At 69.3% G+C, this 24,535-nt stretch carries 20 protein-coding genes, 1 pseudogene and 1 riboswitch; of the genes and pseudogenes, 16 read left to right on the top strand and 5 right to left on the bottom strand.

Translation table 11 applies throughout. The features are described from left to right. Positions 1-1,408: 1,408 nt before the first annotated feature. Positions 1,409-2,419, bottom strand: a pseudogene (adhP, locus tag E3T28_RS15340) (alcohol dehydrogenase AdhP). A 225-nt stretch (positions 2,420-2,644) separates the two neighbouring features. Between adhP and menC the strand changes: the two are divergent. Both menC and rraA read left to right on the top strand, forming a co-directional pair. Then, positions 2,645-3,754 carry an o-succinylbenzoate synthase gene (menC, locus tag E3T28_RS15335; RefSeq protein ID WP_134432919.1) on the top strand — a complete coding sequence of 370 codons (1,110 nt, stop codon included), beginning with the start codon at positions 2,645-2,647 and terminating at the stop codon, positions 3,752-3,754. Positions 3,755-3,860: 106 nt separating this feature from the next. Further along, positions 3,861-4,325, top strand: a complete 465-nt coding sequence (rraA, locus tag E3T28_RS15330; protein WP_134432917.1) for a ribonuclease E activity regulator RraA — start codon at positions 3,861-3,863, stop codon at positions 4,323-4,325. Positions 4,326-4,609: 284 nt separating this feature from the next. Here rraA and E3T28_RS15325 read toward each other — a convergent pair whose 3' ends face one another. After that, entirely contained in the window at positions 4,610-5,215 is a 606-nt protein-coding gene (locus tag E3T28_RS15325) for a hypothetical protein (protein ID WP_134432915.1), read from the bottom strand. 128 nt (positions 5,216-5,343) lie between these two features. Between E3T28_RS15325 and E3T28_RS15320 the strand changes: the two genes are divergently transcribed. The 3 genes from E3T28_RS15320 to E3T28_RS15305 all read left to right on the top strand — a co-directional run bounded on the left by E3T28_RS15320 (position 5,344) and on the right by E3T28_RS15305 (position 7,798). Then, complete coding sequence (locus tag E3T28_RS15320; RefSeq protein WP_134432913.1) at positions 5,344-5,919, top strand: MarR family winged helix-turn-helix transcriptional regulator; 576 nt, start codon at positions 5,344-5,346, stop codon at positions 5,917-5,919. Beyond that, positions 5,919-6,776 carry an SDR family oxidoreductase gene (locus tag E3T28_RS15315; RefSeq protein ID WP_134432911.1) on the top strand — a complete coding sequence of 286 codons (858 nt, stop codon included), beginning with the start codon at positions 5,919-5,921 and terminating at the stop codon, positions 6,774-6,776. Before E3T28_RS15320 ends, E3T28_RS15315 begins: the two co-directional genes overlap by 1 nt. Positions 6,777-6,997: 221 nt before the next feature. Continuing rightward, positions 6,998-7,798 (top strand): nuclease-related domain-containing protein, encoded by an 801-nt coding sequence (locus E3T28_RS15305; RefSeq protein ID WP_134432909.1) that lies wholly within the window; start codon positions 6,998-7,000, stop codon positions 7,796-7,798. A gap of 5 nt (positions 7,799-7,803) precedes the next feature. Here the strand turns inward: E3T28_RS15305 and E3T28_RS17010 are convergent, their stop codons facing one another. Continuing rightward, a complete protein-coding gene (locus tag E3T28_RS17010) occupies positions 7,804-7,974 on the bottom strand; it encodes a hypothetical protein (protein WP_166787061.1) in 171 nt (56 codons plus the stop codon). A 94-nt stretch (positions 7,975-8,068) separates the two neighbouring features. On the opposite strand from E3T28_RS17010, the gene E3T28_RS15300 reads away from it, so the two are divergent. The 3 genes from E3T28_RS15300 to E3T28_RS15290 all read left to right on the top strand — a co-directional run bounded on the left by E3T28_RS15300 (position 8,069) and on the right by E3T28_RS15290 (position 11,452). After that, positions 8,069-8,881, top strand: a complete 813-nt coding sequence (locus E3T28_RS15300; RefSeq protein WP_134432907.1) for a nuclease-related domain-containing protein — start codon at positions 8,069-8,071, stop codon at positions 8,879-8,881. A 117-nt stretch (positions 8,882-8,998) separates the two neighbouring features. Next, the gene (locus E3T28_RS15295; RefSeq protein WP_134432905.1) at positions 8,999-10,948 is read left to right on the top strand and encodes a S1 domain-containing protein; all 1,950 of its coding nucleotides are present in this window, start codon (positions 8,999-9,001) and stop codon (positions 10,946-10,948) included. A gap of 120 nt (positions 10,949-11,068) precedes the next feature. Further along, a complete protein-coding gene (locus E3T28_RS15290; protein ID WP_134432903.1) occupies positions 11,069-11,452 on the top strand; it encodes a cupin domain-containing protein in 384 nt (127 codons plus the stop codon). A gap of 86 nt (positions 11,453-11,538) precedes the next feature. Here the strand turns inward: E3T28_RS15290 and E3T28_RS15285 are convergent, their stop codons facing one another. Further along, positions 11,539-11,976: a phosphohydrolase gene (locus E3T28_RS15285; RefSeq protein WP_134432901.1), complete on the bottom strand. Its 438-nt coding sequence runs from the start codon at positions 11,974-11,976 to the stop codon at positions 11,539-11,541. A 268-nt stretch (positions 11,977-12,244) separates the two neighbouring features. After that, positions 12,245-12,318, top strand: a riboswitch (cyclic di-GMP riboswitch). A gap of 377 nt (positions 12,319-12,695) precedes the next feature. Here E3T28_RS15285 and E3T28_RS15280 point away from each other — a divergent pair. Genes E3T28_RS15280 through E3T28_RS15250 form a run of 7 tightly spaced genes read left to right on the top strand, consistent with a single transcriptional unit; the run spans position 12,696 to position 20,918 of the window. Next, the gene (locus tag E3T28_RS15280; RefSeq protein ID WP_134432899.1) at positions 12,696-14,546 is read left to right on the top strand and encodes a methyl-accepting chemotaxis protein; all 1,851 of its coding nucleotides are present in this window, start codon (positions 12,696-12,698) and stop codon (positions 14,544-14,546) included. Then, the gene (locus E3T28_RS15275) at positions 14,543-14,992 is read left to right on the top strand and encodes a chemotaxis protein CheW (protein WP_134432897.1); all 450 of its coding nucleotides are present in this window, start codon (positions 14,543-14,545) and stop codon (positions 14,990-14,992) included. Before E3T28_RS15280 ends, E3T28_RS15275 begins: the two co-directional genes overlap by 4 nt. Beyond that, a complete protein-coding gene (locus E3T28_RS15270; RefSeq protein ID WP_134432895.1) occupies positions 14,989-17,088 on the top strand; it encodes a hybrid sensor histidine kinase/response regulator in 2,100 nt (699 codons plus the stop codon). The genes E3T28_RS15275 and E3T28_RS15270 overlap by 4 nt, the downstream gene beginning before the upstream one ends. After that, a complete protein-coding gene (locus E3T28_RS15265) occupies positions 17,085-18,194 on the top strand; it encodes a chemotaxis protein CheB (RefSeq protein ID WP_134432893.1) in 1,110 nt (369 codons plus the stop codon). Before E3T28_RS15270 ends, E3T28_RS15265 begins: the two co-directional genes overlap by 4 nt. Next, positions 18,191-19,522: a CheR family methyltransferase gene (locus tag E3T28_RS15260; protein ID WP_134432891.1), complete on the top strand. Its 1,332-nt coding sequence runs from the start codon at positions 18,191-18,193 to the stop codon at positions 19,520-19,522. Before E3T28_RS15265 ends, E3T28_RS15260 begins: the two co-directional genes overlap by 4 nt. Beyond that, positions 19,522-19,902, top strand: coding sequence for a chemotaxis protein CheW (locus E3T28_RS17005; RefSeq protein ID WP_166787060.1), 381 nt, complete (start codon positions 19,522-19,524; stop codon positions 19,900-19,902). The genes E3T28_RS15260 and E3T28_RS17005 overlap by 1 nt, the downstream gene beginning before the upstream one ends. Before the next feature lie 11 nt (positions 19,903-19,913). After that, entirely contained in the window at positions 19,914-20,918 is a 1,005-nt protein-coding gene (locus tag E3T28_RS15250) for a GGDEF domain-containing response regulator (RefSeq protein ID WP_167726439.1), read from the top strand. 91 nt (positions 20,919-21,009) lie between these two features. On the opposite strand, the gene E3T28_RS15245 is transcribed toward E3T28_RS15250, so the two are convergent. Beyond that, on the bottom strand, positions 21,010-21,642 hold the full coding sequence (locus E3T28_RS15245; RefSeq protein WP_134432885.1) for a vWA domain-containing protein: 633 nt from the start codon (positions 21,640-21,642) through the stop codon (positions 21,010-21,012). A gap of 328 nt (positions 21,643-21,970) precedes the next feature. Here E3T28_RS15245 and ppsA point away from each other — a divergent pair, with 328 nt between their 5' ends. Beyond that, on the top strand, positions 21,971-24,361 hold the full coding sequence (gene ppsA / locus E3T28_RS15240) for a phosphoenolpyruvate synthase (RefSeq protein ID WP_134432883.1): 2,391 nt from the start codon (positions 21,971-21,973) through the stop codon (positions 24,359-24,361). Positions 24,362-24,535 lie beyond the last annotated feature (174 nt).

Genomic DNA, 24,535 nt, shown 5'->3' with positions numbered 1-24,535 from the left:
ATCCTGTCGAGGAGTCGCTGCTCACGCGTCCGTTGCTGCAGCATCCGTTGCCCCTTGCCCGTTGCCCGTTGCCCGTCCACGTCCCCCCCCGTCCACGTCCCCCCGTCCACGTCCCCCCATCCCGTCCGCCGACCGTCGCGTCGGCCGTCGCGTCGGCCGTCGCGTCGGCCGTCATTGCGCCGAGTGTCGCCGATTCTGCCGATAATCGCCCGTGCAGCGGCGTCGCTCGGCGAAAACGGCGATTGTCGGCGAACGTTGGCCGCATCGGCCGAGGCTGTCCGGCGCCCCGGTCGCCGAGTTCGACTGTTCCGGTCGAGTTTGGCGATCGAGCGATCGATTGGCACGAGGTCGACCGCGAGGGTCGACCTCGCCACCGGCGACGGATGCCCACCCCCGCGCTGGCACCCCTCTCGCGCTGGCACCACCCCCGCGCTGGCACCCCTCGCGCGCTGGCACCACCCCCGCGCTGGCACCCCTCGCGCGCTGGCACCACCCCCGCGCTGGCACCCCTCGCGCGCTGGCACCACCCCCGCGCTGGCACCCCTCTCGCGCTGGCACCACCCCCGCGCTGGCACCCCTCTCGCGCTGGCACCACCCCCGCGCTGGCACCCCTCTCGCGCTGGCACCACCCCCGCGCTGGCACCCCTCGCGCGCTGGCACCACCCCCGCGCTGGCACCCCTCGCGCGCTGGCACCACCCCCGCGCTGGCACCCCTCTCGCGCTGGCACCACCCCCGCGCTGGCACCCCTCTCGCGCTGGCACCACCCCCGCGCTGGCACCCCTCTCGCGCTGGCACCACCCCCGCGCTGGCACCCCTCTCGCGCTGGCACCACCCCCGCGCTGGCACCCCTCTCGCGCTGGCACCACCCCCGCGCTGGCACCCCTCTCGCGCTGGCACCACCCCCGCGCTGGCACCCCTCTCGCGCTGGCACCACCCCCGCGCTGGCACCCCTCTCGCGCTGGCACCACCCCCGCGCTGGCACCCCTCTCGCGCTGGCACCACCCCCGCGCTGGCACCCCTCTCGCGCTGGCACCACCCCCGCGCTGGCACCCCTCTCGCGCTGGCACCACCCCCGCGCTGGCACCCCTCTCGCGCTGGCACCACCCCCGCGCTGGCACCCCTCTCGCGCTGGCACCACCCCCGCGCTGGCACCCCTCTCGCGCTGGCACCACCCCCGCGCTGGCACCCCTCTCGCGCTGGCACCACCCCCGCGCTGGCACCCCTCTCGCGCTGGCACCACCCCCGCGCTGGCACCCCTCTCGCGCTGGCACCACCCCCGCGCTGGCACCCCTCTCGCGCTGGCACCACCCCCGCGCTGGCACCCCTCTCGCGCTGGCACCCCTTTCGCGCCGGTACCCCTCCAGCGCCGGCACCACCCCCGTGCCGTCGCCCGCTCAACTCCCTCGGTCAGTACTCGATGACGACGCGGCCGTCGATCTTGCCCTGCTTCATCTCGTCGAGCACCTCGTTGACCTCGTCGAGCGTGCGGGTGTGCACGGTGGGGTGGATGAGGCCGCGGGCGTAGAAGTCCATGGCCTCGACCATGTCCTGCCGGGTGCCCACGATGGAGCCGCGGATGGTGAGCGCCTTGAGCACGATATCGAAGATGGGCGCGGGGAAGTCGCCCGGCGGCAGTCCGTTGAAGACGATGGTGCCGCCGCGGCACGCCTCGCCGATCGCATGCCCGAACGCCCGAGGGTGCACAGCCGTGACGAGCACCGCGTGGGCGCCGCCGATCTCCCGTTGGATGACCTCGATCGGATCCTCGTTCATGGCGTTCACGGTCAGCTCGGCCCCGTGCTTCCGGGCCAGCTCGAGCTTGTCGTCGGCCACGTCGACGGCGGCGACGCGCAGCCCCATGGCCCGGGCATACTGCACGGCCAGGTGGCCGAGGCCGCCGATGCCGGAGATGACGACCCACTGGCCCGGCCGGGCCTCGGTCATCTTCAGACCCTTGTAGACGGTGACTCCGGCGCACAGCACCGGGGCGACCTCGACCGGGTCCACGCCGTCGGGAAGGCGCACCGCCTAGCGGGCGTCGACCAGCAGGTACTGGCCGAACGAGCCGTCAACGCTGTAGCCGCCGTTCTGGTGCTCCTCGCACAGGGTCTCCCAGCCGGTGCGGCAGTACTGGCAGTTGCCGCACGCCGACCAGAGCCAGGCGTTGCCGACCAGGTCTCCGACCGCGACGTCGGTGACGCCGTCACCGAGCGCGACGACCCGGCCGACGCCCTCGTGGCCCGGGATGAACGGCGGGCTGGGCTTGACCGGCCAATCGCCCTCGACCGCGTGCAGGTCGGAGTGGCACACGCCCGAGCTGATCAGCTTGACGAGTGCCTGGCCGTGTCCGGGCTGCGGAACCGGCACCTCTTCGATGGTCAGTTTCTGACCGAATGTCGTGACGACGACGGCACGCATGGTCGCCGTTTCGACGCACTGGGCGTCGACGGTGGTGTCTGTCTGCGTGGTGGATGTCATGGTGGATCCTCCTTTGACGAACGTCTATGTCCGTGGGTTAGAGGCTAGGTCGTGGCAGGTTGCGCCCGGTTGCGGCCGGGTCGCGGCGCCGAAAACCGGCACCGGGGCAGTACCCTCAGCGAAGCAGCAGCCTCGCACCGAAGCACCCGCGAAGAAGGAACTCCCATGAAAATCGAGAACATCGAGCTGCGGCGCGTGCATATTCCCCTCGTGCGGCCCTTTCGCACCTCGTTCGGCACATCGATCGCCCGGGAGATCACGATCGTGCGGGTGAAAACCGCGGATGCCGAGGGCTGGGCCGAGTGCGCCGCCGACACGCGCCCGCTCTACAGCTCGGAGTTCCTTGACGGCAGTGATCTTGTCATCCGCGACCATCTGATCCCACGGCTGCAGGCCCTCGGCGACCGGCTCACCGCCGAGCGCGTCGCCGGCGCCCTGGAACCGGTGAAGGGGCACACGATGTCCAAGGCCGTGCTGGAAACGGCCATCCTGGACGCGCAGCTGAAGGAGACCGGCGTCTCGTTCGGCGGCTACCTCGGTGCCGTGCACGACACGGTTCCGGCCGGGGTCTCGGTGGGCATCATGGACTCGATCGACGAGCTGCTCGAGGCCGTGGCCGGCTACCTGGAGGAGGGCTACCTCAGGATCAAGCTCAAGATCGAGCCCGGCTGGGACCTCGAGCCCGTGCGGGCCGTGCGCGAGCGCTTCGGCGACGAGTTGCTCCTCCAGGTCGACGCGAACACCGCGTACACCCTCGCGGATGCCCGCCACCTCGCCCGGCTCGATCCCTTCGACCTGCTCCTGATGGAGCAGCCGCTCACGGAGGACGACCTGCTGGGTCACGCCCACCTGGCGCGGCGGATCACGACCCCGATCTGCCTCGACGAGTCGATCGAGTCCGCCCGGGACGCGGCCACGGCCATCACCCTCGGCGCCTGCAGCATCATCAACGTCAAGCCGTCGCGGGTGGGCGGCTACCTGGAGGCCCGTCGCATCCACGATGTGGCGGCCGCGCACGGCGTGCCGGTCTGGTGCGGCGGGATGCTCGAGACCGGCATCGGCCGGGCCGCGAACGTCGCCCTGGCCGGGCTGCCGAACTTCGTGCTGCCCGGAGACACCTCCGCCTCCAACCGGTACTACGCCGAGGACCTGACCGCGCCGTTCGTGCTAGAGAACGGGCACCTGCGCGTGCCCACGGGCCCGGGCATCGGCGTGGAGGTGCTGCCCGACGTGCTGGCCGGCGTGACGGCATCCGTCACTGAGATCAGGTTCTAGTCGGCTGCTTCCCGACCATGACGGGCGACGGATGCCTGTGCCACTCGCCGGCCGTGCCGCTAGCCTGAGGGAGACGAGCCACCACACCGAACTCTGGAGGACACCAATGCTGTTGACCGCCGACCTGTACGACCAGCGCGGTGAAGACCTGCAATCCGTGCCGCTTCAGTTCCTGAACCTGGGCGGCCGCGCCCGCTTCAGCGGACCGATCCGCACCGTGACCTGCTTCGAGGACAACGCCCTGCTCAAGTCGGTGCTGTCGACGCCCGCCGCCGGCGAGGTGCTCGTGATCGACGGTGGCGGCTCGCTGAACACGGCGCTGATGGGCGACATGATCGCCGAGCTCGCGGTGCAGAACGGCTGGGCCGGCGTGGTGATCAACGGCGCGATCCGCGACCGGGTGGCCATTCAGGAGATGCCGCTGGGCGTGAAGGCCCTCGGCAGCAATCCGCGCAAGAGTTCGAAAGCAGGCGAGGGCGTCACGGATGCCGTCGTCCGGTTCGCCGGAGTGACGTTCACTCCCGGGCGCACGATCTTCTGCGACGAGGACGGGATCCTCGTCGAGCGGTGACGGGCTGCGCGTGGTGATGAGCTGCATCTGCCTCGCAGCCGACGCCGCGACCAGGACGCGCGGCGCCACCCGAGGGAGCTCACTCAGGTGGAGCCGCTGGTGCGTGTGTCCAACGTCATTGTTGTTCGTGTGGACGCTAGTCGTGCAACCGATACTCGTAAATCCGGCATTGTTTCGGTCCCACTGCTCCACGTTACTTTGTCACCGGTCCGCTTGTCATCACCTGCGAGCTAACGATTGGCGCCGACCGGTCGCGGCCCGGCGCCCGCGACGGATGCGCCGGCTCAGCGCAGCGTCGGGCGGTCGGAGCGCACGACCAGGCTGCGCTCGGTGAGCTCGACCATCCGTCTTGTGCCGTTCTCGAGGGTGACCTCCACCTCGAAAGCGTGGTCGAGCGCCTTGCTCCTGCGGAAGTCGGTGACGGTTCCGCTGCCGACCTCGGCCAGGGCGGCCTGCCCGGCGGTCGTGCGTTCGACGCTCGCGGTCTCCGCGGTGGTCAGCACGCGGGGTTCGGCGACGGATGCCGCGTCGCCACTCCAACTGGGTGTGCTCACCCACACGACCGTGAAAGTCTCATCGAGCTGAACCGCGACCTCGACCCCGTTCGGCAGCCGGGTGTCGACCGTGTAGGACCCGGCGGACCCGGCGGATTCCGCGGACTCGGAAAGCGCGGCGGGGCCGCGCTGGGCATCCGTCACGGTGCCAGGCCCGACCTCGGTCAGGGCCGCGCGGCTCGCGCGCGCCATTTCCGCGTCGGTCAGGGTGGTCTCGCCTCCCGGCCCCACGGCGGCCGCGATTCCGGCGGCACCGGCGCCCACGGCCACCGTCGCGGCGAGGGCCGCCGCGATCCAAGTCGACTTTCGGATTCCGGGCACCTTGATTGCATTCACACCCCCAGTCTGGGGGACTCCGGGCTGCCCCGATGCCACGGCGGTCTCCGACGCGCCTTCACCGCGAGCCTCCGCCGCCGGTTTACATTAGAAGCTAAACTAAATGAAATCGATGAAAGGCGTGGCCCATGTCCGGCTTCTCGTCCGCCGCGGCTCGCGGTGACTCCACCGCAAGCGGCGACTCCACCGCAAGCCGCGACCAGGGTCTCGCCGTGGTGCTCGCGGCCCTGGGCTCCGTCACCCGGGAATTCAATGCGCGCGGCAACTACCCGTTCAAGAGCCGCTCCCTGGGCCGGTCCCAACTGGACATCCTGTTCGTGCTCTCGGAGGCCGCCGACGCCACTGCCGCTACCGCCCACGCCGCCGCCACCGCCCATGCCGGCGTCACTGATGACCCCGGCGTCGGGGTCGGCGGCCTCGCCGCCGCGCTCGGGGTGACCAGCGGTGCGATCACTCAGCTGGTCGACACCCTGCGTGCGGCCGGTTGGGTGACGAGCGAGGTCAACCCGGCGGACCGTCGGGCCCGCATCATCCGTCTGACGGATGCCGCCGCGCACGAACTCGAGGACTTCCGGCGGGACTACGTGAGCAGCCTCGCACCGCGCTTCGATTGCCTGACCGTCGGCGAAATCACCGAGCTCGGCCGGCTCTTGCGGAAGGTGCAGTCCGCGGCAGCCGAGGTCTCGTCCCGGACGGTCATCTGATGGGCGCCATCCTCGTCACCGGAGCGTCCGGTACGGTCGGCCGGGCCGTGGCCGCCGCGCTCGTCTCCGCCGGGGAGAGCGTCGTCTCCGCGGTGCGGAATCCGGCCGGCTCCGAATTCGCCCTGAACCCTCCGGCCGGCACGCCCCGCGCCTTCGACTTCGCCGACCCGACCGGCTGGGACGGTGCGTTCTCCGGGGTCGACCGGCTGTTCCTGCTGCGCCCACCCGCGATCGCGAACGTGGCGGACACCCTGATCCCGGTGATCGACACGGCACTGGAGCGCGGCATCCGTCAGATCGTCTTCCTCTCCCTGCAAGGCGTCCAGTTCAACCCGGCCACCCCGCACCACGCCGTGGAGAAGCACCTGCGGCTCCGGCGGGCCCCGTACACGTTTCTGCGGCCGAACTTCTTCATGCAGAACCTGTCGACCGTCTACCGCGACGGCATCCGGGAGCAGGGCGAGATCTATCTGCCGGCCGCCCGGGCGCGCACCGCATTCGTCGATGCGCGCGACATCGGTCGGGTCGCCGCGCGGGTATTCACCGAGCCGGGGCACCTCCGCACGGCGTACACGCTGTCCGGCGAGCAGTCGCTGAACTACGACCAGGTGGCGGAGATCCTCTCGGAGGTGCTCGGGCGCCGCATCACCTATGCGCGGCCAAGTTCCGGCGACTATCTGGCCCGGCTGGCCGAGCAGGGCGCTCCGGCCGACTTCATCGCCGTGCAGAAGATGATCTACCGGGTAGTTCGCCTCGGAGTGTCCGCGTTCCCGAACCGGGCGATCCGGCGGCTCACGGGCGAGCCGGCAACCACCTTCCGGCAGTTCGCCGCGGACCACCGGGACGTCTGGCTGTAGGCGAGGCCCGCACCCGTGCCCGCACCCGTGCCCGCACCCGTGTCGGCAGCCGTGCCCGCACCCGTGCCCGGACCCGTGCCCGCACCCGTGTCGGCAGCCGTGCCCGCACCGTCGCTCCGTGCACGCGGTGCGCCAGCCGCCACGCCGTGGATACCCCCCTTCGGGGACTGCGTGCTCCCGTGCCCCAGTCGCTAGATTCGAGACAGCAAGGGGGGTTTGCGATGGCGTTCGACAGTGCCACGATGCAGGGGAGCTTCGAGGCGCAGTCGGTCGACGAGCAGCTTCTGCGGGTGCAGGGATGCGCGCCCCGCCGCCCGCTGTTCGCTCGGTTCTTCGGCCGTCCCCCGCTCGGCGTCGACAGCATGTCCTGGTACCGCGGGGCCGAAGGAGAGATCGTGGTGGGCACCATCCTTGCGTCGCTGCCGCCCGAGTGGACGGCGTTGCACGCGGTGCCGATCGACTGCCCGAACGCCGCGACCGACCACCTCGTGATCGGCCCCGGCGGAATCTTCACGATCACCACGAAGCGCCACCCGATCCATGACATCCGTGTCGCCCGCGACTCCCTGCAGATCGACGGCGAGTCGGTGCCCTACCTGCGCAACGCGGAATACGAGGCCGAGCGCATCACGAACCTGGTGCGAGAACGGATGCCGCTGGTCGCGCCCGTGCAGCCGGTGCTCGTGTTCGTGGAGCCCGGGCTGCTGACCATCGAGCAGAAGCCCCAGCAGGTCAAGGTGCTCGACGCCCAAGACCTGCGCCGATGGTTGGTGCGGCTGCATCCGGTGCTGTCGGCCGGTGAGGTGCAGGAGGTGGCCGACCTTCTCGACAGCCCCAACGTCTGGCGAGCACTGCCCGACACCCCTCCCGACGATCTGCGCGAGCCGTTCCCGGCGCTCTACCCGCGGGTTCCCTCGGTGGGCCGCCGACGGATGCTGTGGGGCCTGATCGCCGCGGCGGGAACCGCCCTCGCCGGTTACGCGGTGTTCCAGCTCGTCCAGGCGGCGCTCGCGACCGCCTGAAATCCCTACTCGGGCAGTCGGCGGCGGAACTCGTCCGTCAGCGCGTCGAGTGCGGTGCAGATGGCCACGAGTGACTCCTCCACCCCGCGGGGTGCGGCGGCATCCTCTTTGATCGTGTTGATGTGGCTTTCCAGCAGTCCGAGCTGCGTCTGCACGACCCTCATGTTGTTGACCATCCCACCATCGTAGGGGGGGCGTTCAGGCGTGCCCCAGAGCGGGTGCCACCCGTTGAGGTGAGCCGTTACACTCAACGATGGGGGACCAGGACAGATGACGTTGGAAAGTACCACCATGCGCCGGCGCTTCGCGGCCCAGTTCATGATCGAGAAGCTGCTGCGCGAGCAGGGCAGCACACCTCCGCGAACCCTGTGGGCCCGGTTTCTGGGACGTTCCCCGCTCGGCATGAACTGCGAGGGCTGGTACCTGGGTGCCCAGGGTGAGATCGAGGTGGGCCAGAAGCTGGCCGCACTGTCACCGGAATGGGCGGTCTTCCACGCGCTGCCGATCGGTGGGCACGGCTGGGACATCGACCATGTGCTGGTGGGCCCCGGCGGGGTCGTCACCGTCAACACCAAGCAGCACCGCCGCCAGCGCGTGATCGTGGAGCAACGCAGCGTTCTCGTGGACACCCGGCCGGTGCCCTATTTGCGCCACGCAAAATTCGAGGCGGAGCGGGTCACGACACTGCTGGAAGAGCGCCGCCCGCTGTCCACTCCCGTGATCGGCCTCGTCGTCTTCGTCGGGGCGCGCAGCATCCACGTGCGCTCGTCGCCGGCTCCCGTGACGGTTCTCGACGCCGAGGAACTCGTTCCGTGGCTGACGGCGCTGCCGATCGTGCTGGGACCGGCGGATCGCCTGGGCATCATCGAACTGTTGGACGACCCGGACATGTGGATCGACGTTCCGCTGGGGTCAGGCGAGGGCCTGATAGAGGGTTTCACCCGTCTCGACGCCGAGGTGCGCGGCGCCGCCCTGCAGCGCAGGGTGCTCTTGCCGCTCGAAACGGCGGCGGCGGCCGTGGCCGCCTTCATCGTGCTCAACGCGGCGACGACGATGGTTGTGGAGATACTCGCAGCCCAGTGAGGAAGCGGGGAGTCGGGCTGCATACACCCTGAACCTTAACGCGCGGGGTCATTCTCACAGGCGACAGGCGTACCCTTCATTCACAGCCCGTCACGAAGGCTGGAAGGGGAGTCAGTGGTGTATACCCGCGTTGAGACCAGCGTCGCGGTGCAACAACTCGCTAACGGTCTGCACCATGCGGGCCGTGATCGTCCCTGGGTTGTGGTGTCGTCGCCGTTCGGCACTGCTGTACCCGAAATCGGCATCGACCAGCTCGCCGGCCAGATCGGCGACGTCGCGCGCGTCTTCCTGATCGGGACCGGAGAGCTCACCCGCCAACTCGGCGACCTGCTCCCGGCCCAGTTCCAGGTCTACGGCAGCGCCGGCCGGTCCTACCCCGTCGGCGACGCGTTCGCCGAACTCTCCCGGTCCCGGCTGCGGTTCACGCACGGCGACCCGCAGCATGCCACCGATCAGCTGGTGACGGATGCCCTCGCCCACGCGCATCAGGCAGGCCTCTTCGCGCTCGCCCCGGCATCCGTCATCACCGTGAACGGCACCGTCAAGGGGTTCATGTTGGGTGGGTCCCGCGCCCTCGTCGAACTCGACGGCGGCGGCATGGCCACCGTCTGGCAGGAGCTGACCTACCCGCCGGTTCCCCTCGACTGGACCCTGAAGCCCGGCCAGCGCATTCAGGGTGCGCTCGACGCGCCCACCCATCGCCTCAATGTCGAGATCAAGCCGCCCTCCGTGGCCGCGATCGCGAGGCGCTACCCGCACGGCAGCATCACCCTCGCTTTGGTGCAGAAGGTCAGCGCGCGGCGGGCGGTTCTGGCCCTGCACCCGCACTTGGCCCTCACGATCACCCGGGCTGACATCTCCGCAAACCCGCTCGACCAGGTCGACGCCCTCCTCTCCGAGGGCGACGTCGTGGCGGCGCGGGTCATCCACCTGCCCAGCGGTGCCCTGCACCTGTGCCTGAGCGACGTCGACGACGACGAAACGGTGCTGCCGCCGCTCTGCGCCGTGCGGAACGGTCCGCCCTGGCTGCAGGAGAACCGTCCATTGCTGCCTCTGGTCGAGGAGGACGAAGGCGCCGCCGCGGTCGTCGAACTCGACGGCCAACCCGCGCTCGTGGGAGCCTCCGCATCGACGGGCCATCGGGTGGTGGTCGACCTCGTCGCGGCCGGCCCTGCTGCCGGTGCTGCCGGGCTCTTCGGTTCGGCGGGCGCTGCCGGTGCCTCCGCCCTGATCACCGCCGGACCGACATCGGACCGCCTGCACCCGCGCCCGTCGCCCGGGCCCGGGCGCGTGCACGCCCTGCGCCCGGCCACGACGGGGGCCATCCCGTTCCGGGTCACGCCGACTCCGGCTCCCGCGCCGCATTCGGCGCTGCAGTCCACCCAACTGTCCCTCGCCGAGGCGAAGTCACGCATCGTGCGGCTGGAGACCCAGCTGGTTGAGGCCGGCGCCACCGATTCCGACATCGCCAAGCTCCGTGAGCAGGCCCGCTCCGCCCAGATGCAGTTGCGGGACACCCTCGTCGAACTCGCCACCCTGCGCCACACGGTAGCGGAGCTGCGCGACGACCAGCGCGCCCAACGACGGATGCTGCGCGAATCCCGCCGCACCGCCCCCGCCCATGCCGCGGTCAGTGAGTACGAGTCGCGGCGAGGCGCCTGGGAGGAACCGTCCGGCTGGGTGCGGCACGAGATCCTCCTGGCCTGGGTCGACCGGGTTCCGGAATCGGACCGCGAGGAGTGGAAGTTGCCGCAGAGTTACGTGCTGGGGGAGCGGTTCGCCGAATCTCTCACCGGGCTCGACGACGGCCAGCTGGCCAAGGCGTTCAAGGCATCCGTGGATGTGCTGACCGGCCGGGTGAAGACCCTCCAGGGCAGGCACCTGCACGCACTGCGCCAGGGCGCCGGGCCGGCCGACCCACACCTGCTGCGCTGGGACGGCGCGCGCTGCATGCGCGTCTCGATCGAGCAAAACACTCCTGCCGCGCGCCGCATGCACTTCTGGCAGCTCCCGGATGGCGGCATCGAGCTGGGCCGCATCGTCACCCACGACGACATGGAGGCCTAGACCGCTTTCGCCCTCACCTCTTCGGGGCTACCCTGATCTGCGCACAGACCGTTGACGCTCGGAGAGTCGCGTCGTCTGGGCCCCTGTCGATCGGCCCTCCAGAGGCACGAAGGAGTACCCATGTCTGCCACAGAACACGAGTTGCGGGTCAAGTCTCTCGACTCACCCGACGAACGCCGCACGCCGCAGAAGACCAACCTCGATCTCAATCGACTGGGGCAATACACGATCGGACGCCTGACGATGCAGCCCGGCTGGACCTGGGCGGACTGCATCAGGCCCATCGTCCAGACGGATTCCTGCCAGCTGCTGCACGTGGGCTTTTGCGTCTCCGGCACGCTGGAGACGGTGCTGGACGACGGCACTGCGGCCACCATCTCGGCCGGAGACTCATACACGATCCCGCCGGGCCACAACGCCCGTGTCGTGGGTGACGAGCCGTTCGTCGGCATCGAGTTCGCCAGCGCCGAGGCCTTCGCGGTTCCCATAACCTACTCGTCCTGACCCTCACCCGGCCGCGAGCCGACAACTTTGGGGGCACGGATGCCGCCACACCCCAAAGCTGTCGCCTCACCGCCGTCCAGGCGGCCTCAGCTGAGCGCGGCCAGCGCCGCCCCGTACTTCGCCGCGAGCCGCACCTGCATGCTGGCGTCCAGCTGCTCCACGCGCCAGGGCTCCAGGTTGTCGGCGATGTCCGCCCGCTTCACGGCGAGAGCGATCGGGTTGGCGCGGATGCCGGCGTAGTAATCGGCGTCGCTGACGGCATCCGTTCTGGTGAGCACCGTGACAGCCTCGACCACGCCGCCGGGAATGCCGGCCTCGAGCAGGTCGTGGCGGGTGATGCTCGAGTCTTCGAGCACGTCGTGCAGCCAGGCGGTGGCCTGCTCGAGCGGGTCGTTGAGGCGCTCGGAAACGCGACGGGGATGGTCGATGTACGCTGCGCCGAGCTTGTCGACCTGGCCTTCATGTGCGGCTATGGCGATTGCTTGTGCGGTGGCGACATAGGCATCGTCGGTGGTGATTGTCATGGAGACCCCCTTGGCAGTACGAACGGAACAGTGCGAGCGGCTGACCCACGTCTGCAACGTTAGCCCGGGCCCAGGTTTGGTGCTAGAAGCCGTTTTCGGAGAAATCGCGCCGCGGAAGGCATCATCTTTCGCGCTGGTGGCCGTGCCCCTCGATTTGGGGGGATTCTCGGAGGCGATTATTCTCGCCGGGGCGGTTGTGCGCCGAATCGGACTGATAAGTTTTTCTCAGGTGACCTACTGGTCGCTGGAGAGACGGTCACTTTCACGTCAATCGCAAGGGCACACTCGTCGTGAGGCGGGGTCGCAAAGGCACGGAACCCTCGGGTTAGCCGGCCTACCGAATGAGAAGGAACCGCCCCAGATGAACTTCACCTCCCTCGAGGCCGACACGAGATGCGGCCGTCCAGGCCTGGCTCTGTCCCCTCGTGGCGCGGTGGACAAAACCTCCGTCACGTCGTCCCCTTGGGTAGGCGCGCGACTGTAACGGTGGAAGCCGGGCAAGATTAGGGATCTTGTCCTGATATGGCATTGCGATCGGGAATCGATTCGGGTTCGGTTCTCGATCGCATGCTTGTTTCACACCTCTGAACGGCCAGCGCGCAGGTGCCCGGCCCACAGCTTTTAGAACGTCGGATTCACGCGGAAACACCGCCCTCAACGACTGCATCGACGCAGGCACGGAATTGCACAGCCGCAGAATTAAGGACCGGTAAGAGAACATGGCAACGCACGCGAGGCGCCGCTGGCGTTCCCTTCCCCGCCGCTTCGGCGTGCAGATGGTCTCGGCCATGCTGCTGGTTTCGGTGCCGCTCATGATCGTGCTCGCGGTGCTCCTGACGACCGAGTCATCGGCGAGCCTGTCCACGGCCGCCGAACGCAAGGGCGTCACCCTCGCGCGCGCGGCCGCGCTGCGCCTCGAGGACTGGGTGGCCGAGCGCCACAGCGACCTGAAACTGATCGCCCAAACCGTCACCGAGTTCGACACCCCGGCCACCACGGCCCGGCTGGCGGCCATTGACAAACCGTTCGGCGGCTACACCCTGGTTCAGATAGTGGATCCCTCGGGCACCGTTCTGTCGACCAGTCGCCCCGACGGCGCCCTCGCCACGGTCGGCGAAGACTGGTTCGCCACCGCGCTCGCCGGCGACCGGGTGCTCACCTCCATGCTGCGCAGGGGCGACCGCATCGAGTGGGTTCTAGCCCAGCCGGTGCTCGGCAACAACGGAACCGTGCTGGCCGTCGTCGTTGCCAACCTCGACCCGGGCATGCTGCCCGGCCTGCTCGACCCTGACCTCGGGTCAACGGAGGGCGTGGTCGTCGTGGATGCCGACCAGCGGCTGATCTACGACGCGAGCCTGTCAGCGGCAACCGATGACGCGGCTCTGCTGGCCGGCGGGGTGCTGAGCACCGTCGTGGACAACGCCGCCATCCGACTGGCCTCGAAAAGTGGTGAACCCGGCTCCGCCCGCTACACCAACCAGGAGGGCGTCGACCTGATCGGCGGTTTTGACACCGTCTACGGCCTCGATTGGGTGCTCATCGTACGGGAACGCGCGAGTAGCGTGCTGGCCCCCGTCGAAGCCCAGCGCGAGCGGGCCATCCTCCTGGTCGCGGTCGGCGCCGCACTCGCCGTCGCCGTGTCGATCGGGCTCGCCTGGCGCACCACCCGTTCCGTCAACCGGCTGACCGCGGTGGCCCGGAGGGTCGAGCGGGGTGACCTCACGGCTCGCGCCACCCCCACCGGGTCCGTGGAACTGCGCATGCTGGCGGAATCCTTCAACGCCATGCTCACCAATTCCCAGCAGCTCATCGCCCAACTCGGCTCGGCCGGGGTCGACGTGAATGCTGCGGCCACGCAATTGTCGGCATCCTCTGACGAGTTGGCGGCGATCACCACCCAGCAGAGTGCCGCGGTCACCCAGGCAACCGCAACCACCGAGGAACTCGCCCGCTCGTCGGTCGCCATCGCGGACACCGTCGACGCCGTCGCCCGCCAGACCACGGAAACCCGGCATAACCTCCAGCGGGCCGAAGGCGATTTCATCCGGTCGAGCGAACGCACCCTCGCCCTCGCCGGCCGGGTCAACGACATCGACATTCTGCTGGTGCTGATCAATGACATCGCCGACCAGACGAACCTGCTGGCCCTCAACGCCGCCATCGAAGCGGCCCGCGCCGGCGAACACGGCCGCGGATTCGCGGTGGTCGCCGACGAGGTGCGCCGCCTGGCCGAACGTTCGAAGACCTCTGCGGGCGACATCGCCGTGATCGTCACGGCCGTGCAGCGGGAAACCAACGCCACCGTGATGGCCATGGAAAAGGGTGCCAAACAGATGCAGCAGGGACTGCAACTGCTCGAAGCGGTGACGGATGCCAACGGCCAGGTCAGCCTGACCACCCAGCAGCAGCGCAGTGCCACCGCCCAGGTCGTCGAGACCATGGAACAGCTCACGGATGCCAGCCGCCAGGTTTCGATCACGGCGCAGCAGATCGCGGACTCCGCCGGTGACCTTGCCGACCTTGCCCACAATCTCGAGTCCACCGCAGGAGCCGGCAGCAGCAGCCGATGACATCCGTGCACGCCGTGCTCCTCCCGGTCGGACCGGATCTCTTCGCCGTTCCGATCGATCGGGTCCGGGAAGTCGTGGCGGCCCCGCCGCTGACCCGGCTGGTCACCGCACCCAGGCTCGTGCTCGGCCTGTTCAACCTGCGCGGCCAGATCGTGCCGCTGCTCGACACGGCGGCCCTGCTCGGCCTGCCGGTGATCGATGCGGTCGCCTTCGCCGTTGTGCTGCAGACCCGGCACGGTCTGCTCGGCCTGGCCGTGACGGGATTCCCCCGGCGGGCCATGCTCGACGGGTTGATTGGTCCGTCGGAACTCGTCGGCACCGCCGGAACCTTCCGGGTGGGGGAACGGGTGGCTGTGCTCCTCGACCCCGACACCCTGCTCGCCGCCGAACGGTTCGGGCGCGCCCCGAGCAGTGAGATCGTCGCCCCGAGCCGCGTGGACGCATGAGCGTGCTCGGCCTGGACCAGATCCGGGAGCTGTTCTCCCAGGAAGCGGAGGTGCGCCTCGCGCACCTCGACCGGCTGCTGCTGCAACTCGAACAGACCCGCAACGACGAAACCCTGATTCGCTCCATCTTCCGGGAACTGCACACGCTGAAGGGGTCCTCGGCCATGGCCGGCCTCGACCAGGTGAGCGCCATCGCGCACGGGCTCGAGGAGATCGTCGAGGGCCTTCGTGCGGGAACCCAGGTGGTCACGCCGGTGATCATCGACACTCTGCTCGCCGGAGCCGACCGGCTCGGCCAGGCGATCGCGGGCCTGCCGGTCGCGGGCCTGCCGGTCGCGGCGGAGCCCGAGTCGCTGCCCGATCCGCCGGCCGGCAGTGAGCTGGTGCAGCTCGAGGTCCTCCTGCCGTCCGCCGCCGACGTTCCGCCCGTCGCCCCCGGGGCGGCCGCCGCCGAGGCTGCCGGAGCCCGCGATGTGGGCGGTGTCGTCATGGTGCCGATGGAACGGCTCGATGAGCTGGTGCGCTTGATCGGCGAGTCGGCATCCGCTCACCTGCGCGTCGGCCGGATGCTGACCGAGAAATTCGGCGTCGACCCGACCCTGAACACCGAGTTCAACGACCTGTCCCGCACCCTCAACGAACTGCAGGATCGGGCCCTGCGCACACGCATGGTTCCGCTGTCCACCATCACCGACAAGCTTCAGCGGGCGGTGCGGGACCTGTCGCGTGCGCAGGGGAAGACCATCCACTGGGAGGTGCGCGGCGCCGACACCGAACTCGACCGCGGTGTGCTGGTGCAACTCTCCGACTCACTGCTGCACCTGGTGCGTAACGCCGTCGACCACGGCATCGAGGCCGACGCGGTGCGGGCGGAGGCCGGCGAACCGGTGGGCGGAACCATCCGTCTGCACGCGATGCAGCTGGGCTCTGAGGTGATAATCGCCGTCACCGACGACGGTGACGGTATCGATACCCTGCGCGTGCGGGAGCAGGCCGAACGCCAGGGGATCGACACGACGGGGCTCAGTGAGGACGACCTCCTGCACCTGGTGTTCCACCCGGGGCTGTCGACCACCACGTTCGTTACGGACGTCTCGGGTCGCGGGGTCGGCCTCGATATCGTGCGCGCCAACGTGGAGGCGGCGCACGGCCGGGTCGAGGTGCGCTCCAAACTGGGGCTCGGCACCGAGTTCCGGATCATCGTGCCGATCACCCTCGCCGTGATGCGCTGCTTGCTCGTGGAGGCGGGCGGTCAGCGGTTCGCGTTGCCTTTTCACCGCGTAGTGCTTTCCAGACGTTTCGACCCGGCAACCCAGTCCAGCGTCGAGGGGCGCACCGTGATCTTCGTCGAGGACCAGCCGGTGCCGGTCTCCATCCTCGCCGACACCGTCGGCCTGCCTGCCACACAGCCGGGAACGCAGGCGGAAACGCCGGCTGGAACACAGGCGGGAACACGGCCCGGGACCGGCCCGATCGTGGTGCTCGCCGACACCGCCAGGCGCCACGGATTCCAGGTGGATCGCCTGGTCGGCCAGCGTGACGTGGTGGTCAAAGGCCTGAACGGACTGCTGGCGCACTTTCCCGCGGTCGCGGGCGCGAGTGTCGAACCCGACGGCTCCATTCTGATCGTGCTCGACCCGCCCGGCCTCATCCAACGCGCCCGGCAGGCGGGCCGCGGCCCGAGCGCGCGGAAACCGGATGCCGCGGCCGCCGGCACCGGCGCCCAGCGCATCCTGGTCGTCGACGACGCCCTGACCATCCGGGAACTGCAGCGCAGCATCCTCGAACGAGCCGGTTTCCAGGTCAGGGTCGCGGTCGATGGCACGGATGCCCTGGCGCGCCTGGCCGAGGAACCCAGCGACCTGATCCTCACGGACATTGAAATGCCGAACATGGACGGGTTCGAACTGACCGAGGCGGTGCGCGCGCATCCGGCACTGGCGAATATCCCGGTGCTGATCCTCAGCTCCCGCTCGAGCGACTCGGACCGGCAGCGCGGCCTCGACGCCGGCGCCGACGGGCTGATCCCGAAGAGCGGCTTCGATGCCGGAAGCCTGCTCACCGCCGTGAACCGACTGATTGGCCAGAGAACATGATGAAGGCACAGCCCGGCACACCGATCCGGGTACTGCTCGTGGAGGACTCTCCCACCCAGGCCGGTCCGCTCACCCGCGCCCTGCAGCACGAGGGAGACATCGTGCTGCTCGGCCAGAGCGTGACCGGTGACGCCGTGCTCACCCGGGTGCTCAGTGAGATGCCCGACGTGATCATTCTCGGCCTCAGCACGGCCGACGCCGCCGGCCAGTGCTTCATCGGGCAGGTGATGGCACACGCTCCCACACCCATCCTGGTGCTCTCCGCCCTGATCATGGATCGGCACTCGGCGGCAGCCACCGAGGCCCTCGTCGCCGGGGCACTCGAGGCCCTGCCGCTGCCGGGCGTCTGGAACGCCGAGCGCGAAGCCGCTCTGCGGCACACGGTTCGCCAACTCAGCAAGGTGCATGTGATCCGGCATCCGCGCGGAGGACAACTGCGGAGTGTGAGCGTTCCGGGTCCGGGTCCGGGTGCGGGTGCTGCGGCTACTGCTGCGGGTTCGGCTGGTACCGCTTCGGATGCGCCGCCGCGCGGCGGAGTGCAGCGCGCGGTCGTGGCGCTGGCCGCATCGACCGGCGGCCCCAAGGCTCTGGCCACGGTGCTGGCCGGGCTCGGCGGACTGCGCGCGCCGGTGCTCGTGGTGCAGCACCTGCATCCGGATTTCACCGGTGGACTCTTCGACTGGATGCGCCGCGATTCCGCGCTGCCGGTGGAAATGGCCGTGCACAACCAGATCGCCCGGGCCGGGTGCGTCTATCTCGCTCCGGGTGGAACCCACCTGAGGCTGGCCGCTAACCTGCGCCTCGAGCTGGCGAGCACTCCCGTCTCGATCCACCAGCCGTCCGCCGATGAGCTCTTTCGCTCGGTGGCGCAGCACGCCGGGCCGGCCGGTGTCGGCGTGATCCTGACCGGCATGGGCGACGACGGCGCCCGGGGGCTGCTCGAGCTGCGCAACCGTGGTGGTAAGACCTTCGGTCAGGACCAGGCCTCCTGCGCGGTCTTCGGGATGCCGCAGGCCGCCCACCGCCTCGGCGCGGTCACCAGTCTGTTGCCGCCCGATCAGCTCGCCGACGAGATCCTGCGCGCCGTGACGCCGGTGTGGTCATGAGCAGCGGCGACCCGTCGGAGACCATCGTGGACCGGGTGGCCGAACTCCTCCGCACCGCGGTCGGGCTCAAGCCGGAGCCGACCCTGCGTGCCCGGCTGCGCCGGTGCATCCGTGACGAGGCCGCCGGCCTGACCGTGGATGCCGAGACGTACATTCAGGCGCTCACGACCAGCACCACGCTGCGCCAGGCCCTGCTCAACCGGGTCACCGTGCAGGAGACGGGGTTCTTCCGTCACCCCGAGCATTTCGACGTGCTCATGCGCGAGATCCTGCCCACGCTGACCCCGCCGCTCACGATCTGGAGCGCCGGTTGCGCCAACGGCCAGGAGGCGTTCAGCCTGGTGATGCTGTTGGAGGAACTCGGGATCGACGGCTCGGTGATCGCCACGGACGTGTCGACCGCGGCGCTGCGTCGCACGAGTGCCGCGCGCTACTCGGACCGAGAGATCAGTGGCCTCACACCCACACGCATCAAGCGCCACCTCACCCGCGCCGGCCTGGAATGGCAGGTCAACCAGTCGCTCCGGGACCGGGTCAGCACGCTGCACCACAACCTGATCGCACCGGTCCCCGATCAGGCGCGCGGGAGCCAGGTCGTGTTCTGCCGCAACGTACTGATCTACTTCTCCACCGAGCATGCCCGGATCTTCCTCGACCGGATCGCGAACGCCCTGCCCACCGCGTGGGTGTTCCTCGGGGCGGCCGAGACGATCTGGTCGATCGGTGACCGCTACGAAACCGTGCGGATCGGCGGTGCGTATGCCTACCGGCCGCGGGTTGAGGAGGGAGCCATTCCCGCGGTGGTGTCGGCGATGCCGGCCGCCGGGTCGGTGGCGGCGGGATCGGTGTTGAGGCTGCCCTCGGCGGCTGGCGCTGAGAGTGAGCCTGAAACCGGGTCTCGGGCCGGGTTCGGGTCTGGGGCCGACGTTGCGGACGACTCCGCGGCGATCGCCCGACTGGTGCGGGACGGGCAGGATGCCCTCGCGGCGCGTAACGACCAGGCCGCCGTCGTGCTCTTCCGCAAATGGGTGTACCTCGCCCAGGACGACGCGCTTGCCCACTTGCATCTCGCCCTCGCCCTCGAAGCAGTCGGCGACCAGGCCTCCGCACACCGGGCATTCGGGGCCTCCCGCCGTGCCCTGCTCGAGTCGGATCCGGCTCAGATCAGCGCCGCCGTCGGCGGCTACGACGCGGCCGAACTGCGCGCGCTGCTCGACGGCCGGCAGCCCGACGCGGCGCGTTCCGAGACCGCGCGTTCCGACGCGGTGCCTTCCGCCACCGGCCAGTCCGTCGCCTGGCGGCCCGACAAACAGCAGGAGTTCAGCTGATGATGACCATGGTCTGTTTCCGGGCTGCCGGGGATGCGTACTGCCTTCCCGTGGAGTCCACCCGCGCTGTGCGCACGAGTGACGGCATCCGTTCTCTGCCGGGTGCCGCCTTCGATATCGTCGGAATTCTGCCTGGCGCCGTGCCCTTGACGGTCATGTCGGCGCTGGGCGACGGCGGCAGCCACGTGCTCGTCGTCGAGAGCGCCGAGACAACGTTTGGGCTGCTCGTGGACAGCGTTTCCGGGCTACGACGCATCGAAGAAGCCGAGATCCGGCCGCTGCCGACGGGCCACGGGCGTGCGTTCGTTTCGGGATCGCTCGACACGGATGGTGAACTCATGCTCGTCGCCGACCCGCAGGCCCTGGCGGCGCGGCTGTGACCGGCGGTGCTGTGACAGACCGTGCTGTGACCGGGGAGGCGGGGGCCGGGATCACCGTGCTGATCACGGACGATTCGCTCGTGATCCGCGCCGTCGTGCGTTCGCACCTCGAACTGGAGGGCTACACCGTCGTCGAGGCCATGGAGGGTCTGGACGCGCTCGACCGGTGCCGACAATCGCCGCCGGATGTGATCCTGCTCGACATCGAAATGCCGGGGCTCGACGGCTACGAGGTGCTGGCGATCCTCAAGGCCGACCCGCTGCTTCGGGACCTCCCGGTGGTCTTCCTGACCACACTCACCGACATGAAGAGTGTGCTGCGGGGGCTGCGCGGCGGAGCCCACGACTACCTCAAGAAGCCGTTCGAGCCGGCCGAGCTCGTAGCCCGGGTCGCCGCGGCCGCGCACGTCAAGAAGTTGCAGGACCAGCTGCGCCAGCGCAACACCGAACTCGACCTGCTCAGTCGCACGGATGTGCTCACCGGCCTCCACAATCGACGTCACCTGGAGGAGGAACTCGCCCACCACCACTCGCGCGCCATGCGCCACGGGGATCCGTTGAGCGTGCTGCTGCTGGACATCGACCACTTCAAACGCGTCAACGACGGCTACGGGCATCCCGCGGGCGATGTCGTGCTCGCGGTGTTCGCCGAGAGGCTGCGGCAGGAGCTGCGCGATGGGGACGTGGCCGGACGGTGGGGCGGCGAGGAGTTCCTCGTGGTGCTGCCGCGCACCGACCTGGCCGGCGCCCTCTCGGTGGCCAACCGCATCCGTCGGGTCGTCGCGGCGACGCCCATCGTCGCGGCGGGCGTGGGGATCGCTGTCACCGTCAGCGGAGGCTGCGCTTCCGGACCACTCGGTGGTTCTGATCAACTCGTCGACGTCGCCGATGCCCAGCTCTACGCCGCCAAGGCCGCCGGCCGCAACCGCATCATGGCTCCGGCCGCGCCGCTCGGCCTCGCGTTGGAGTTGGACGAGGCGTCGGCCGAGCCGCGCCCGCCTGAGTCCCTCGGCTGAGTTGCGCCCGCCGGAGCCGCTCGGCTGAGTTGCGCCCGCCTGAGCCGCTCGGCTGAGTTGCGCCGGGCTCCTTCAGACGCGGAATCGTTGTCTACACGGCCTCACCGCCGGCTTCGGCGCGCTCCTCGACGGTGAAGCCGCGCTTGTCCTTCTTGCGCACATCCGTCACGTAACGACCGAGGTTCGCGCTCATCGCGGCGACCTCGCCAGGAGCTGCGGCGAACGTCATGGAGCTGGCGGCGTCGAAGCCGAGCGTGGCACCGGTGAGCACGGCGTCCTGGTTGGCGCCGAGGAACACAAAGTCCCAGCTGTACGTCTCGGTCTGCCGGTTGATCAGGGCGCGCACGGCAGCCGCGGAGTATTCGCTGCTCGAGTTCTCGCCGCCGTCGGTCACGACCACGACCTGCACGGTGCCGGGGCGGGCGTGTTCGGGCAGCACCCGAAGCGTCTCGCCGAACCCCGTGACGGCGATGCCGATCGCGTCGTGCAAGGCCGTCATGCCACGGGGGTCGAGTTCGATAGTGATCTCGTTCGGGGCGGCGAGGGTGTGGGTGTGCTCGATCTCGTCGTCGAAGGTGACGACGTCCACGGTGAGCAGGCCCGGCTCAGCGGCTTGCTCGGCAAGCATCGCGGTCAGGCCGCCGACCATGTCGTCACGGATGCTCGACATCGAGCCGCTCCGGTCGATCACGAGCAGCAGAGCGGTGTAGTTGGGATCAGTCATCTGTACCTCCTGGTTGAGGCTCCCTCGTGGGGAGTACTTCAGAGTCTCAGGAGCCACTGACATTGGCGGCGGCCCGGCGGCACACGGCCAGGACGGATGCCCGGCGGCACACGGCCAGGACGGATGCCCGGCGTCGAACCAATTCGACGGAGATTCTGGAGGAAAGGCGGCTTTTCAGCCTGCTCGGGGTCGTTTTGGGCAAAATCTCCGTCGAATTCGCTCGGGGTGCGGCTCAACTCACCGGGGCCACAGTCGGGGGAGTAGGTTGCCCACTACGTGGCACGACCCGGGGATATGGGCCGGACCTTCACAGAGGGGTAGACGAACAATGTTCGAAAGCAGTGTGGTGTGGTTCAACGAGATCGGTCTGGGCGACATTCCGCAGGTCGGCGGCAAGAACGCGTCGCTGGGCGAGATGGTGCGTGCCCTCAGCGACGACGGCGTGCAGGTGCCGGACGGGTTCGCGACGACCGCCAACGCCTATCGCGCGTTCATCGCGGCGAACGAGATCGAACCGGCACTGCGGCGCCAACTGGACCTGTTCCACGCCGGCCGCGCCTCGCTGCGCGTCACGGGTGAGGCTCTGCGCGAGCTGTTCCTGGGAGGTGAGTTTCCCGCGGACGTCGCCGACGGCATCCGTGCCGCGTATCGGGAGCTGTCGGAGAAGGCCGGTCACCCGAACCTGCCCGTGGCCGTGCGCAGCAGTGCCACCGCCGAGGACCTGCCCGATGCCAGCTTTGCCGGGCAGCAGGAGACGTTCCTCAACGTGACGGGCGAGCGCGACCTGCTCGACGCCTGCCGCCGATGCTACGCCTCGTTGTTCACCGACCGAGCGATCAGTTACCGCGAGGTGAAGAAATTCGACCACCTGGATGTGGCGCTTTCGATCGGCGTGCAACGGATGATCCGAGCCGACGTCGGCGGCTCCGGGGTGATGTTCTCCATCGACACCGACACCGGCTTTCCGGGCGTGGCCGTGATCAGCGCCGCCTGGGGGCTCGGCGAAACGGTGGTGCAGGGCACCGTCAATCCCGACAAATATCTGGTGTTCAAGGCGCTGCTCGACCAACCCGGCGCCACGCCCATCATCGAGAAGACCCTCGGCGAGAAGGCCCGCAAGATGGTCTACGCCAAGGGCGGTAGCGCCCGCACCCGAACCATCGACACCCCCGAGCGCGAGCGGCGGTCGTTCGTGCTGACCGACGCAGAGATCGTGAAACTGGGGCGCTGGGCCGTGATCGTGGAGAACCACTACGGCCGCCCGATGGACATGGAGTGGGCCAAAGACGGTGTGACCCGCGAATTGTTCCTGGTGCAGGCGCGTCCGGAGACCGTGCACTCGCAGGCGAGCGGAACCCGGTTCACGGTGAGCACCCTCACCGAAACCGGGCCGCTGTTGGTGACCGGGGTCGCGATCGGCGACAGCATCGCGAGTGGCGTGGCCTGCGTGATCAAGGACCCGGCCGACATCGAGAAATTCGTCGACGGCGCCATCCTGGTCACCGAGATGACGGACCCCGACTGGGTGCCGATCATGACCCGCGCGGCCGGCATCGTCACCGACCACGGAGGTCCCACCAGCCACGCCGCGATCGTCAGCCGCGAGCTGGGCGTGCCGGCCGTCGTGGGCACGGGCATCGCCACCGACACGCTCACGGATGGCAAGCTGATCACCATCTCCTGTGCCGAGGGCGACGAGGGCTACGTCTTCGAGGGTCAGCTGGCCTTCGAAACCGAGGAGATCGACCTCGGCACCGTTCCGAAGACCCGCACCAAGGTGATGGTCAATATCGCCAGCCCGGCCGCGGCGTTCGAGTGGTGGCGGCTACCGGCCGACGGTGTGGGGCTGGCCCGGATGGAATTCATCATCAACAACCTGATCAAAATCCACCCGATGGCGCTCGTGCACCCGGAGCGGGTCACCGACCGGTCCGCCATCCGTCAGATCGAAGAGCTCACCCGTGGCTATATGGACCCGAAGGAATATTTCGTACAGGCGCTCGCGCTCGGCATCGCGAAGCTGACCGCGCCCTACCACCCGGACCCCGTGATCGTGCGGATGAGCGACTTCAAGACCAACGAATACGCGCACCTGATCGGCGGGTCGGTCTTCGAGCACTCGGAGGAGAACCCGATGCTCGGCTTCCGCGGTGCCTCACGCTATTACGACGAGCGCTACCGGGAGGGGTTCGCCCTGGAATGCCGGGCGATCAAGCAGGTGCGGGAGAAGATCGGCTTTGACAACGTGATCGTGATGGTGCCGTTCTGCCGCACCACGACCGAGGCCGACAAGGTGCTCGCGGTGATGGCGGAGAACGGGCTGGTGCGCGGCGAGGCCGGACTGCAGATCTACATGATGTGCGAGATCCCGGCCAATGTGATCCTGGCCGAGCGGTTCGCCACGCGCTTCGACGGCTTCTCGATCGGCTCCAACGACCTGACCCAGCTGGTGCTGGGTGTCGACCGCGACTCCGAGGATCTTGCCGCCCTCTTCGACGAACGCGATGACGCCGTGAAGCTGATGATCAGCGAGGCCATCCAGAAGGCTCACGCCGCCGGCATCAAGATCGGCATCTGCGGGCAGGCGCCGAGCAACTACCCCGAATTCGCGGCCTTCCTGGTGGAGGAGGGAATCGACTCCATCTCGCTCAACCCGGACAGCTTCCTCAAGACGGTGGCCCGCATCGCGGAGGCGGAACGGAACCACGACACGACGTAGCGCGGAGCGCTCGGCGAGTGGGCGGCTCGGCGAGTGGGCGGCTCGGCGGGCGCGCGGCTTGGCGGGCGGGTGGCTCGGCGGGTGGGCGGCTCGGCGAGTGGGCGGCTCGGCGGGCGCGCGGCTTGGCGAGTGGGCGGCTTGGCGGGTGGGTGGCTCGGCGGGGGAGAGGCTTGG

It is taken from the genome of Cryobacterium sinapicolor (assembly GCF_004403465.1).
Lineage (GTDB): Bacteria > Actinomycetota > Actinomycetes > Actinomycetales > Microbacteriaceae > Cryobacterium > Cryobacterium sinapicolor.
The sequence above is the reverse complement of the archived record's forward strand: the minus strand, read 5'-3'. Positions and strand labels throughout refer to the sequence as shown.